General features: G+C 38.6%; 11 protein-coding genes. 5 read left to right on the top strand and 6 right to left on the bottom strand.

The window, feature by feature from the left end:
* Window position 1 precedes the first annotated feature (1 nt).
* A complete protein-coding gene (locus EHQ62_RS02560) occupies window positions 2–2,014 on the bottom strand; it encodes an OmpA family protein (protein ID WP_135640695.1) in 2,013 nt (670 codons plus the stop codon).
* 92 nt (window positions 2,015–2,106) lie between these two features.
* Between EHQ62_RS02560 and folP the strand changes: the two genes are divergently transcribed.
* Window positions 2,107–2,922, top strand: a complete 816-nt coding sequence (gene folP / locus EHQ62_RS02555) for a dihydropteroate synthase (RefSeq protein WP_135640694.1) — start codon at window positions 2,107–2,109, stop codon at window positions 2,920–2,922.
* A 72-nt stretch (window positions 2,923–2,994) separates the two neighbouring features.
* Here folP and EHQ62_RS02550 read toward each other — a convergent pair whose 3' ends face one another.
* Together EHQ62_RS02550 and EHQ62_RS02545 are read right to left on the bottom strand one after the other, a co-directional pair.
* Complete coding sequence (locus tag EHQ62_RS02550; protein WP_135640693.1) at window positions 2,995–3,918, bottom strand: tetratricopeptide repeat protein; 924 nt, start codon at window positions 3,916–3,918, stop codon at window positions 2,995–2,997.
* 1 nt (window position 3,919) lies between these two features.
* Window positions 3,920–4,825, bottom strand: coding sequence for a tetratricopeptide repeat protein (locus tag EHQ62_RS02545; RefSeq protein WP_135640692.1), 906 nt, complete (start codon window positions 4,823–4,825; stop codon window positions 3,920–3,922).
* 109 nt (window positions 4,826–4,934) lie between these two features.
* On the opposite strand from EHQ62_RS02545, the gene mpl36 reads away from it, so the two are divergent.
* The 3 genes from mpl36 (at window position 4,935) to EHQ62_RS02530 (ending at window position 9,776) form a co-directional block, all read left to right on the top strand.
* Window positions 4,935–5,810, top strand: coding sequence for an RlpA family plasminogen-binding lipoprotein MPL36 (gene mpl36, locus EHQ62_RS02540; RefSeq protein ID WP_135640691.1), 876 nt, complete (start codon window positions 4,935–4,937; stop codon window positions 5,808–5,810).
* Window positions 5,811–5,934: 124 nt separating this feature from the next.
* Entirely contained in the window at window positions 5,935–9,159 is a 3,225-nt protein-coding gene (locus tag EHQ62_RS02535) for a SpoIIE family protein phosphatase (protein WP_135640690.1), read from the top strand.
* Between the two features lie 92 nt (window positions 9,160–9,251).
* Window positions 9,252–9,776 (top strand): DUF2147 domain-containing protein, encoded by a 525-nt coding sequence (locus EHQ62_RS02530; RefSeq protein WP_135640689.1) that lies wholly within the window; start codon window positions 9,252–9,254, stop codon window positions 9,774–9,776.
* 66 nt (window positions 9,777–9,842) lie between these two features.
* Here the strand turns inward: EHQ62_RS02530 and dcd are convergent, their stop codons facing one another.
* Both dcd and EHQ62_RS02520 read right to left on the bottom strand, forming a co-directional pair.
* Window positions 9,843–10,367: a dCTP deaminase gene (dcd, locus tag EHQ62_RS02525; RefSeq protein ID WP_135640688.1), complete on the bottom strand. Its 525-nt coding sequence runs from the start codon at window positions 10,365–10,367 to the stop codon at window positions 9,843–9,845.
* Between the two features lie 3 nt (window positions 10,368–10,370).
* Window positions 10,371–11,144 carry an enoyl-CoA hydratase-related protein gene (locus EHQ62_RS02520; protein WP_135640687.1) on the bottom strand — a complete coding sequence of 258 codons (774 nt, stop codon included), beginning with the start codon at window positions 11,142–11,144 and terminating at the stop codon, window positions 10,371–10,373.
* 69 nt (window positions 11,145–11,213) lie between these two features.
* On the opposite strand from EHQ62_RS02520, the gene EHQ62_RS02510 reads away from it, so the two are divergent.
* Window positions 11,214–11,906 carry an LIC10067 family putative lipoprotein gene (locus EHQ62_RS02510; RefSeq protein ID WP_135640685.1) on the top strand — a complete coding sequence of 231 codons (693 nt, stop codon included), beginning with the start codon at window positions 11,214–11,216 and terminating at the stop codon, window positions 11,904–11,906.
* Here EHQ62_RS02510 and EHQ62_RS02505 read toward each other — a convergent pair.
* The gene (locus EHQ62_RS02505; protein WP_135640684.1) at window positions 11,903–13,384 is read right to left on the bottom strand and encodes a hypothetical protein; all 1,482 of its coding nucleotides are present in this window, start codon (window positions 13,382–13,384) and stop codon (window positions 11,903–11,905) included. The genes EHQ62_RS02510 and EHQ62_RS02505 overlap by 4 nt on opposite strands.
* Between the last annotated feature and the right edge of the window lie 39 nt (window positions 13,385–13,423).

Raw genomic sequence — 13,423 nt, 5'->3', positions numbered from 1 at the left:
ATTAGTCTATCTTCTTAAAATTCACACGTCTATTGCGAGATCGCCCTTCTTCCGTTTCATTGTCCGCGATGGGTTGAGAATAATGATAGGCTTGCACCTTCATTCGTTCTTTAGGAACTCCTTTGAGACGTAAGTATTGGTAAACAGAAAGTGCTCTATCTTCACTTAGATTGATGTTGTATTCCTTATTCCCTATATTATCAGTGTGCCCACCAATTTCAACTTTTTCATTTTTATGTTGGATGAGGAAGTCCGCGAAAAGGTCTAATTTTCTCTTATCTTCATCACTCAATGTTCGTTCATTGAACGGGAAATAAATAATTGTATTGTACAAATCATCAAAGTCTTTTATGTTTCGGAGATACAATACCGTTTCTTTCCCTGACATCTCGGCAATTTTTTCCTTGGAAAACAAAAAGGTTTCTTCTTTGTATCCTTTAGCCCGGGCCAGGATTTCAAAATCCATGGTCGGTGTTGCTTCCAAATCAAAATGACCATCTTTCGCCACCAATGATTTCCCTTTCCTTGTAAGATCGTCAAAGTAAAAGCTAATGGCATTCGGAATCACAAGGTCTGTTTTTTTATCCTTCACAACAAAACGAATACCTTGGATGGTTTTATCAGGACGGTTCTCTTTGATGGGTCTGATCGGCTGTAAAATGATCTGCGAGTACTGCTCTTTGTCTTTACCAACATTGCCCCGAAGGTCGAGGAGTAACTCTGTTGGATGAAACCCAGGTGACGAAACTTCCACCCGATACAATTTGCCTGTTCGAATTGTGGTACGAAAATTTTCTGCGTCTTCAGTAGAGAGATCTGCACCGATTCGTTTAGAAGTGATCACTTGGATTGGCTTTGTATCATCATAGATTTTCAATGTGGAATCCAATCCAATCATGATGGCTTCCGATCCATCTAACACTAAACCTCGGAAAACAAATTCATAGGTACGTCGTAGGTCTTCTGGAACCATGGTTCTGTAGATATCAAACTGCCCTTCTCCCCCTGGACGATTTGATGCAAAGTAAAACCATAAGTCGTCAAAAGTAACCGAAATCCCCTCGTTATCACTTTCTTCCCACAAACTATAGGTTGAATAATCTGACGGAGTATCAAAAGGAAATCCTGTCGATTCGCCTGACAGTGGTTGGTTGGTATTAAATGGATTTCCTAGTAGTTTCGGAGTTTCAAACTGACCACTTGCTTCGTTCAATTCACTGTAATAAAAACTAAACTTTCTATTTTTGTCCCCTCGGTTAGAACTAAAATACAACCGAAGTCCATCCCAATGAAAATTCGGACTAATTTCATCTTCCCCCGTGTTGATCACGGGTCCAAGTGAAATTGGTTTTTGCCAAACTCCATCTCGGCATTTGATTTTTGGTTTGTCAGGGCTCTTTTCTGTGTCTTTTGTTGTTGGTTCTCGTTTGGAGATCCATAAATCGAATCCACCGAGTCCACCTGGCCTATTAGAAGAAAACACAACCGAACAGCCATCAGGCGAAACCGCAGGCATTTTGTCTTCGAAGTTAGAATTGATTTCGTTTAAATGGATAGGTACTGCCCAAAGCCCTGTCCTTTGGTTGATTTTTGTGTAATAGAGGTTTAAACCGTCATACCCTTCTCGGTTTTTCTTTATGTCTTTTTGGGTTTTATCTCGAACAGATGTAAAGTAGAGTTCGTATGGTTTTTCTTCTTCATCAAAAAGAATGGAAAACATCCCTTCGAAATTGGTAGTGTTGAGTTCACGAAAATTTTTAGGCGCTGACCAAACAGGCAATTTCATTCGGTCTGGAAAACTTAAGTTTTCTGAAATCCAAATGTCCATCCCCCCTTCTCCCCCTGGCCGATTTGATTGGAAAACAAGATACCTTCCTGTAGGCGAAATGATGGGATTGTATTCGACATTTTGGGTGTTGAGCGGTGGATAAAACCTTACATCCTTCACCTTCGGAAGTGGCTGGCCAAGGAGTGGAAACACCGAAATGAGTAGGGAAATCAGGAATTTTTTCATCTGCCGTCTCTCCTATGTATCGGCTGAACGGAATTTTCTGCCAAGGGAAAATTTGGCTTTAAGAGGAAGCATCCCAAGGAATCCTCTAAAACATGGCTGAAATCTTTGGAATCTTAAACATAACCACCGACTCATTTAGTGACGGAGGTAAGTATTTAAACCCAGACGATGCAATTTCCAAAGGAATCGAACTTTTGCAAGAGGGTGCTGATTGGTTGGATGTCTCCGGCCAATCCTCAAACATCGACGCAAAACTTGTCACCGAAGAAGAAGAATGGAACAGAGTGGAACCTGTCATTCGGTACTTTGTCCCAAAAGGCATTCGCATCAGTTTGGATAGCTTCCGTCCCAATGTGCAAAAAAAAGCGATTGAGGCAGGTGTTCGGTGTTTGAATGACATTACGGGTTTTACATACGAAGGGGACCGTGAATTTCTAAAATCCTACGCAAAAAAATATCCAGAACTGAAATTCATCATCATGCATTCGCATAACAGAAATATTGCGAAAGTCAAATCAAACATATCACCAGAAAAAGTGATTAAAAAAATCCAAATGTTTTTTCGGGATAGACGAAATGAGTTGTGTTCTTTAGGAATCGAAGAATCCGCAATTGGTTACGATCCAGGCATGGGATTTTTTTTGAGCGAAGATCCCATGGTTTCTTTTCGTGTTTTGCAAGACATAGAGATTCTAAAATTGGAATTCCCTCAGCTTATGGTGAGTGTTTCTCGAAAATCCTTTTTAGGAAATGTATTGGGTAATTTACCGATTGATGAGCGAGAGTTTGCCACATTGGCTTGCGAATTACATTTATTAAAAAGTAAAATCCCTTACATTCGGACGCATAACGTCCTTAAGCTGAGACAAGCAGAAAAAATTTGGAACTTATGCCAAGAACATGAATGAAATTTTTGAGGTTCATTACAAAATGAATCTCAAGAATTTGGATCTTATTTTTAGAAAACTTGGATTTAAATATTAACTCCTGCCCGAACGGACTGCTTTTCTCACATCTTTTCCTTCTTTTGAAAGGGTAGGGAAAAACACAGATTCAGGGACCGAATATCCTTTCTCTTTTGCCTTTCGATAATAAGGCAATAAGGTTTCCCATTTTGGATGGTCTTTTAACACAAGCAGTGTATCCCTCCAAAGTTCTAAAAAATGGATTTCTGTTTTTTCGTTGGCGGAAGCAGATTCAGCCCACTTAAGTGCAACGTCATACCGACCCAATTCATAATTCCCTTTTAAAAAGTAGTAGTGGTATTCTTTATTCTTTTTGGCAGATAATTCTAATGACTTTGCATAATCCAATAAACTATACCAATTCCCCTTGTGGATTTGGATATCACTCATCCCATAAAGTGCATTTTCATGAAACGGAACGGCTTCTAAAATTTGATTGAAATAACCTTCCGCATAAACAAAATTCCCGGCTTGCAAGTAATAATAAGCCAATTCTTCATAGGCATACAATTCCCAACCTTTCACACGGGAAAGTGCATCAAGTAATATCACTTTTTCTTCATAACGGAGCCTTTGGTCTAATTCTTTTAAAATAGATTGGTATGTCACCGAACTTCGCGAAGGTGATTCTTTTGCTACCTTTTGTTTAAAGGTTTCATATTCTTCCAAAAGGTAATAGAACCTTAATCGATTCAGATGGACTACCACTTCATTCGGATTCGATACTAAACAAGATTCCCAAGTCGCAGAAGCAATATCCAATTGGATTGATTTTGTCAATCGGATGGCATCGTCGTTGCACTGCTTTGCATTTGGATGACTGGTTTCTAAAAATAAAGTGTCGGACTCGATGGCATCTTGTTTTGCAATTGGATAACGGCAGCTACCCAAAAGAAATAATAAGACTAAAAATGGAAAGTATGGGATACGATGTCTCAAGTTAAGAAGTTCCGTCAGAATCTGATTTTTCCTTCATCTTTTGGGCAAATACCAAATATTGCATCGCTTTTTCTGGGTTTCCATTGAAAAGATACAACAAACTTAGGTCTAGTGCCTCTTGGGGGTCGGGTGGAGAAAATTCATCAGGATTTTCCTTGGAAAGTTCTAACTTGGTTTTGAATTCTTTTAATTTCTTTTTCGCTTTTGATTGGATCCTTTCCAAACTTTCCTTTGCGATCGCATCCTCTTCTTGCCATGAAGATTGTAAGGTTTCATTAAAATGAGTAAAACCAACATCTTCTTTCACCATTGCTGTTAAAAGATTGGCGGATGCTTTGTAATTTCCTTGTTTGGCTAAGATTTCAGATTGGATGATTTTTAACTGAGCATTTCCTGGATACAAAATCAAATAACGCTCAATCATTTTTAAACTTTCTGGAAAACGATTCCTTTCGTAATAAAACATCGCAAGCCCTCCTAAAGCTGATTTATGGTTCGGTTCAATTTTGATGACATTGTTTAAATACACTTCAGTTTTCTCATCATTTCCCAATTTTTGATAAGCCTGGGCTAAGAGCAAATGAGCAGAGATGAATTTTTTCTCAAACGATAACGTTTGTTTGAGGAAGCTAATCGCTTTTTCGGTTTCGTTGTGTTTATAGAGAGATACTGCTAAATTATAACAATTTTTTACATTGGCATGTAACTTGTATGCTTTGGAAAACAGAGGAATGGCATCTGCATGTTTTCCTTGTTTGGCGTAAATCACACCTAAGTTCTGTAATGCCAAGTGGTAATCAGGATTTTTTTCTAATAAAACTTTGTATTGGGTCTCGGCACGATCCCACTCTCCATTCCGCTCCAAACGCACTGCTTCATTGAAAAGGGCCAAAATTTCCTGTGCCATACAGAGGGATTATCGTTTCAGAATCGATTCTCCCCCAAAGAATTTTTATCAGGAGATTGGAAAAACCTTCCGAAAGGTACACACAAGAGTCCAGAGAAAGGGGAAAAATATGCAAAGGCTCATATTCATCACCATTGTATTGTGGTTCGTGTCCTGCACTTCTGCAGATGCGACGCGAAGGGATTATAGTGCTTCTGGTGACCCAGAAGATATTTTCTTCGAACGTTCACAAAAATCGAAATCATCCGGGTCAAATGACCCAGTGGCAAGGTCCATTATGGACGATTTGGATGCAAAATCCAAACCCAATGTCGCAGTGGCACCCGTGGAATTACCTACGAAAAAACCAACCACTCAGTTTGATGAAGTGGGACTTTCTTCTTGGTACGGACAAAAATTCCAAGGCCGTCCTACAGCAAGTGGGGAACCTTTTGATCGGATGAAGATGACAGGTGCACATAGAACCTTACCGATTGGAACTGTAGTCAAAATCCAAAACTTAGAAAACCAAAAAGAAGCTGTTGTTCGTATCAACGATCGAGGGCCTTTTGTGGATGAAAGGATTGTGGATGTCTCGGAAAAAACCGCTGAAATCTTAGAATTCAAAGACAAAGGGATCACCAAAGTTGGGATCAAAGTCCTTAAAAAAGGGGAAGAAGAACTGGCGGATGATTTAGATGATGCCGACCTTTTGGACGATACTCCAGCAAAACCTGAAAAATTGACTCCCGTAAAACCTGGAGTGGCAAAACCAATTGCAGCAGGAAAAGGATTTACGGTCCAAGTAGGTGTCTTCCAAGAAAAAGAAAGAGCAATCAAATACCAAGAAACCATCAAGTCTGAATACAACCAAAACGTGTTTGTGACTCCGAGAGATGGAAAATACGTCGTTCAAGTTGGTGATTTTTCAGACCGAGCCAAGGCTGAATCACTCAAGTCAAAGTTAAAATACGACGGGATTGATTGTTTTATCGCAACCCGTTAGCCATTTCCCCTTTCCTCCGAGCAAAAAAGTACAGTTCTGATTTGCTCGGGGTGAGTGGAAAATGGATTGATTTCACATTTTCCCCTGTTACGATTTCGTATTAAATTCACATCTAGAAGACCCTATGGAAAGCACCTTATCCGTTGACCACATACTAACAAATTATTATACATTCGGTAGTTTAATTGTCACTGTCCTCCTTGCGGTCTTGTCGACATTCTTCTTCTCTCTCAAAGACAAAACTGTCGCCACCAAACACCTTGCTTTAGCATGTCTGTTTTTAGCTCTTTTCCAACTGGGTTATCTGCTTGGAGCCTTTTATTATCATCCTATAGCCTCTTACCACCGCTGGATGACAGGTGGGATCATCATCTTTGGTATCATCCACTTTGGACAATACTTCTTTCGTTTCCCTGACAACCGAAATGCAAAAGCAGCAAACATCATCCAAGCAGTTTCTTACGCAGTTGCTGTAGTTGTTGTCCTTTGGTTTTTGGTTAGTGTATCACAAGGTGAACGAAAATACCACTTCACTGCACACCACTGGGATTTTAATTCAGAAGGAGCAAGTCGGATCCTTAGTTTATTCATCGCAGGGTATTCTTTTATCAATTTTATCGCATTACCTACCTACAGACTGATCAATGTTGAGAAAGACAAACGAAGTACACTCTTTGTCATTATGATTGCTGGGTTAATTGCAGCTGTTGTTCCAAATTTGACAAATGTGATGAGCCGTGATGGTGCAATGGAACGTTCTACATATTTAACAGCCATTGTATTAACTTTCACGTTTTCATTTTTTATCATCACCATTACATTTATCAACAATAGTATAGAACGTACCACATTTATGGTGAAAATTGTCGGGATTTCGTTTGTGACTATCCTACTCATCATGCAAGCTTTTTCGTATTTGGTGGACCAAGAAAAAGAACTCTCTTACGACAACACGGCAATCCAAAAAGCACTTCGGGTTGCGGAGGGTGGGGAAAGGTCAAAGGACATTGTCTTTGTGATCGAATATGATTCCAATGGACAAAATTTAAAAAAGGCATACCTTCCCACAAATGTAACTTTGGACTTACCTCTTGTCCAAGCTGACTTATACAATACTGCATTGTATGATGAAGTTTTAACGATTAACGAAGCTGATTACAGAAGTTCAATAAAAGTAATTCTTGGAAAAACTCCTTATTACTTTGAAGGTTATAAAAATGCAATTTTGAATTTCCTAGAAGAAAATGGAGATTTAGAAGGCAAAGAACTCAAAGCGGAAGTATCCAAACTCATTGAAAAACTGAACAAAAGAACGTTTATCAATACCAACAAATTGGCTGACATTGATCCTGAAGATTTCTGCGAAGAAGGTGTCAAATACATCGAAAAAGTGAAAAATGTGGATACCTTCCGCGACTCCATTTTGAAACATGTGAACGAATGTAAATGGGATGGAAAAGAAATTTCTGGTCGGGACTTAAAAGTGGAAATGTTAAAATATTTCCGTTATTTCAAACCTGACTTAACTCGCCATTATCGAAAAGATTTAGACGGACTTTCGCATTACGTAGCTTATATGACGTATGATGCAAAAAAGAAAATCAATCGTGAAGTAGGTTTTAATTATCGCGATTATAGAAACTACATGCACAAATCGGCAAAACTAGAGTTAGTGATCCTTGCCATTGTGATGATTGTCCTATTGGTTGTATTCCCTCTATTCTTCCGATCAGCACTTGTCAATCCACTGTATGCACTCCTTGCCGGGGTTGAAAAAGTAAACCAAGGGAATTTAGAAGTAGAAGTTCCGATTAAGGTAAACGATGAAATTGGATATTTGGCAGAGTCCTTTAACGGCATGGTTTCCTCTATCCGAGATGCAAGGCGAGAACTACAAGATTATGCAGAGAACCTAGAAGAAAAGGTAAAAGAAAGAACCAAAGAACTACAAGAAAAAATGGATGAAATCCACCGTTTGAAAGTACAACAAGATGGTGATTACTTCTTAACATCCTTACTCGCCAAACCTTTGTTCTTCAACGCGAATAAATCGGAAAATATCCGATGTGATTTTTTTGTTCACCAAAAGAAAACCTTTGAATTCCGAAATAAAACGGGAGACCTCGGTGGAGATATTTGTATCACAGGAAACTTAAAATTAGGAAAACCTGACGACTTCCGACGTTACACGATGGTGATGAACGGAGATGCGATGGGAAAATCCATGCAAGGTGCCGGTGGATCTCTCGTTATGGGAGTTGTGATGAACTCCATTATGGCTCGTTCTGCGGGAAACAAACGAATTTTAAACAGAACACCTGAAGAATGGCTAACCGATGTTTATGAAGAAGTAAATGCCGTATTCAAATCCTTTAGTGGAACCATGGTGATCTCAGCCACAGTCATGCTCATTGATGATGAAACAGGTAAAGTTTGGTATTTTAATGCAGAACACCCTTACAGCATTTTATACCGTGACGGCAAAGCTAGTTTTATCGAAAGCGAATTAAAACTCAGAAAACTAGGACTTGATTCAGAGTATCCATTTGAAGTACAAACTTTCCAGTTACTTCCTGGTGACCAACTCATCTTAGGTTCGGATGGTCGGGATGATATCGACCTAACTCCTGACGAAGATGTTCGAACCATCAACGAAGATGAAACATTGGTTTTACGTTTTGTAGAAGAGTCTGATGGAGACATATACGAAGTGGAAAGGCTTGTGAAAAACGCAGGAGATATCACAGATGATATCTCCATGTTAAGTGTTGTCTTCAAAAGTGAAAAAACACCTATCCATCACGCACAAACAAAAGATGATTTATCCCAACAACCAATTGATGACTTTTTTGATACCCCAGGTGATGATTGGGACGAAGCGCTCACAACAGCGGGTGCCTTTGAAGAAGGAAAAGCCCTTTACCAAAATGGTGAAATCGAACGTGCCATTACGGTAATGAAAAAAGCATTCCTTGCCGATCCGTACAACCAAAAACTCAATAAGTTCCTTGGACTCGTCAGTTACAAAGGCAAAGAGTATGATATCGCTGCAAAAGTTTTAACTGAATTCTTAAAAGAGAACGAAGGCTCGGGTGAGTATTGGTATTACCTCGCTATGTCCGAGAAAAAACTCGGGAATTATGAACGTGCGTTAAAAGCCGCACAAGAAGCCCTCAAACACGAACCTGAAAATTTCCAAAACTTGATCAATTTGGCCGATGTAAGCCGGTTGTTAGGCAATGTAGACCGAGCTCTTACTTATGTGACAAGAGCCCAATCCATTGATCCGACAAACAAAAACGTGGTCAAACTTTCAAAATTATTAGAAAAAGCAACAAGCCTCAATTGATTGAGGCTTGTTTTATTTTAAAAAATCCAGCTTGCCATAGATTTCAAATTCTGACAAAATAAGCGAATCCATTTTTTAGAATAAGGATCTGTATGAATTTAAGAATTGTATTCAGTGTATGGGCAATCGTACTACTCTCTAGTACTGCATTACTCGCGCAAGATGCCGATGTGGCTTTAGGAAGATACCTTCCACCAGAAAAAGATTCCGTCATCGAAATCTTCAAGTGTGGAGATAAATACTGCGGAAAAACAGTTTGTATCAAAGACAACGCATACCCAGAAAAAGACAAAGACAAGGGAGTTCCTGGTACTCCTTACTTGGACCACAATAACGAAGATCCGAAACTCAGAACTCGTCCTAATTTAGGAATGGTTTTCATCACTGGTTTTGATTATGTTGGTGAAGGTGTTTATAAAAACGGACGAATTTACAACCCACGTGATGGTAAAACATACTGTGGAAAATTCACTGCCTTAGAAGGTGGTAACAGATTGGATCTAAAAGGAACACTCTGTTCCATTACCTTCATTGGAAAAACCAATAATTGGGTGAAACTTGGTTCTATGAACTTAGATGACCCTCGTTGGGATTGTACATTTAAATCTAAAAAATAATTGAATTGATCAAACACCTGCCGACCAAGTTGGCTGGCAGGTAACGTTTGTTAGTAGAACTAAATCTTATTTTTTCTCAAAATCTTTGTACAACAAGGAAGGTTGGATTCCTTGGTTCGCTTGGTACTTTCCAGATTTATATTCACTAATCTCACCTTCTACCGTATGGTAAAAGATTTGGCAAATTTGTACTCCAGAATACACGCGTAATGGATGAGTCACTTGGATTTCCAATGTCCAAAATCCTTTAAACCCAACATCACCAAACCCAGCTGTAATGTGAACAAACATACCGAGTCTGCCAATGGAAGAACGACCTTCTAACATTGGTACTAAATTATGAGTTTCCGTAAATTCAATCGTTCTACCGAGATACAACTTTCCAGGTTCTAATAATAAACCTTCTTCAGGAATTTTTAATGTTTCCACTGGATTTGGTTTTTTCATATCCAAAGGAAATTCCGAATAAACCAAAAGATCTTCGTGTAATCGTAAGTTATAAGAATTGGGATTTAAAAGTGTTTCATCATAGGGTTCAATTTTTATATCAGAACCCAATCGTTTCAAAATTTCTTTACCAGTTAAAATCAAAGTTCATTCTCCCTTAAAATGTGGTTTTCTTTTTTCAGCAAATGCTTGTAAGGCTTCTAATCGATCTTTCGTTGCCAGAGTTTCAGAATAACACAATTGTTCCCACTTGAGTGCCGATTCCATAGACAATTGGAATCCTTGCCGGATTGCTTTTTTGGCAGCAGAAACAGCTATAGGTGCAGATTCCGATATCTCACCTGCTAAGGCAAGAGAAGATTGTTTTAACTGCATAGGATCCACTACTTTGGAAACAAGTCCTCGGCGAAGTGCCTCCTCACCATTTATTTTTTTTCCCGAAAAGATCCATTCCATTGCGGTGGCCTCTCCCACAATTCTTGAAAGTCTTTGTGTTCCCCCGGCTCCCGGAATGATGCCTAATTTTGTTTCCGTAAGACCCATGATGGCCAATTCACTCGCATAACGAATATCACACGATAGTGCCAATTCCAATCCACCTCCAAAGGCATATCCATTGATTGAAGCGATAGTAGGAATTGATAACTCGGCCAAATGAGTAAAACAGTTGTTTATATTCCGTAAAAACTCCCTAACTTGGGATTCGGACATGGATTTTCTTTCCTTTAAATCCGCTCCAGAACAAAATGCGTCACCCACACCCATGATGACAAGTGCTCGGAAGTTCCCTCTTTGCACTTTAGCAATGCAATCTGTCAATTCCTGCAAAAATTGAATGGAAATGGCGTTTTTAGCCTCAGGTCGGTTCAGCTCTATGAATGCTACATAATTGTCTAATGTTTCGAGTGTGATAGTGTTCATAGAATTTCCTTGGGAACAAAAAATAGAAATGAATCTAAGAAAAAATATCCGATAATGGAAAAGGTAGCCATGAGAAGGATTTTATACACAATCGGATTCTCACTAGTGTTTGGAAACAGTTTTTCCTGCGTGAAGTCTTCATCAGAAGATCCCCTTGCGGCCCTTCTCACCTCTCCACCGGTCATCACCTCAGTGACACCTCAAATCGGTACACCGGCCCAAAACAACTCCAATGCGACCTATTCTGCAACGGAAGTGATCATCAAAGGGGAAAATTTTGGTGTGGATCCAGTGGTAAGGTTCAATGACCTTGTCGCAACAATCACAGCGAACCTAGGCACAGAACTTTATACAAAAGTCCCGGATGGAGCCTATTCGGGGTTTATCACCGTTTCTAAATCGGGTGGATCTTGTTTGCCCAATTCGAAAACAGGTGTGAACTGTGATGGAACTGAATTTTTCGTCGACTGTTATGCGGTAACAAATAAACAATATGGTCCTGAAATCGAATTAAAACAAGGCCAAGGGATTTCAGTTGAATATAGTGGAAATGAAACCAAAGCATTTAGAACCGATACATTATTAAGCGAACGGAATTTAACAGTTGGTTGTGATAGCGTTGTGACGGTTCGTGTTTTTAATAGGTCTTGCCAGGCTACTGATTATGTTTTGCAAAACAATCCAATCATTCCTTTTCCAGCGGGAGTTGCGACACAGTTTTACATCACAGCCGAATCGGTCACTTGTAGTTTTGTACTTTAAAACGATTTGTTTTTCACAAAACGTTTGAAGACGATTAGATTGGCCGCTCCCATCCATTCGTTCATGTTTTCTCTAAAAATAGTTTCTCTCGGTTTCGATGCTTTGATTTCAGGATCAAGTGCATCATAATTTTGAATTGCCAACTTAGATATTTCTTTGTATTTTTCTTCGATTAACTCTGTAATTTTTTTGAGAAGTGCTAAATTGTTTTTTTCTTCCCCAACATTTGGTAAAATCACTTCATTCCAATAGTCGATCACGTGTTTTTTTACATATTCACCTGGTATGACACGAATTACTTTTTTTCCATCGTTACCGCGAGCATGCACATAACCCGTGTTTACTTCCATCAGGAATTTTTTTGCAATCATATAAAAATGGGAAGGTCCTAGATGAAATAAAAACACATATTTAAATTGGCTTGGTAACATCATATTCATTAAAATGATGTTTTCGCAAAACGTAAAAAATTGTTTTAAAAAATTTTGGTATTCTAATTCAAAATCATCACCAGACTTACTTTTTTTTTCGATACTCGTCATTGATCGGATTAATTCGGAGCGTAACACTTGTTCATCAGCACCGAGGTGGCTATCTAAACTTATTGCATTTTTAAATAAGGCTTTTTCTGCTTGGTATTTATCGATTTCATATCGGAAAAAATAATGTTGGTCTGAGTTCCAAGTGTATTTTCCATAAGCTTGGATGTAATTGGGTTCTCCACCTGATTTTACTTTTTCTTTGATTGATTTCCAATTGTCTTTGGACTTTTCCTTATGATTTTTGATCACCTCATCTGCTTGGTATTCGATTCCAGTGTCTTCCGGTTCCAATTCTTTTGGTTTATCATAAAGAGATTCTTCAAATACTGCGGATAATCGATACGTTCCTTTGTCGCGATACTTTGGTTTGGTGGGTTTGAATTCATTTAGAGCATTGGGATTATCAATTTGCAAAATATAACTCATTCGTTTGAGTAATATTTCCAATGAGTTTAGCTTTTCTAAAGCAGGTAATATGCGGTAGTTTAATAATCCATTCTTTTGGAATTCCAAATCAGTGAATTGATTGTTTAGAACGGATGTTTTTAATTTCTCCCAACCTTCTTTGGTTTCGATATAAAAATACCGTAACATTTCAAAGATCAAATGGAATTGGATAAAATCATCACGATTTTGATCTTCAATAAACCTGGAGAAATAACGTGGGTAGTCCTTTCTCACTTGGGCATATAAATGTTTTTCATCTAAATTAAAGATGATTTCTTTGATTTTTTTTTGTGATTTGTCGAGTTCTTGGTCGAGAGATTTTCGAAAGGATAAGATTTCCCGTTTGTTTGCTTCCGTTAGGCCCGTACTAAGGAATTGCAAAAAACTCCCAACGATGTTTTGGAAATTATTGAGAAAGTAAACATACCCTTTTTTGAAATCAGCAATGGATTGAAGTTCGGGCCCACCCTCTTGGATCTCTAAAGACATACCAAAAGGATGTTACGAATAAAAGACTAAAAAAGCAAC

This window comes from Leptospira jelokensis (assembly GCF_004769635.1).
In the GTDB taxonomy this organism is placed as follows: Bacteria; Spirochaetota; Leptospiria; order Leptospirales; family Leptospiraceae; genus Leptospira_A; species Leptospira_A jelokensis.
Note: the sequence above shows the minus strand (reverse complement) of the source record. Positions and strands in the feature narration are given on the sequence as shown.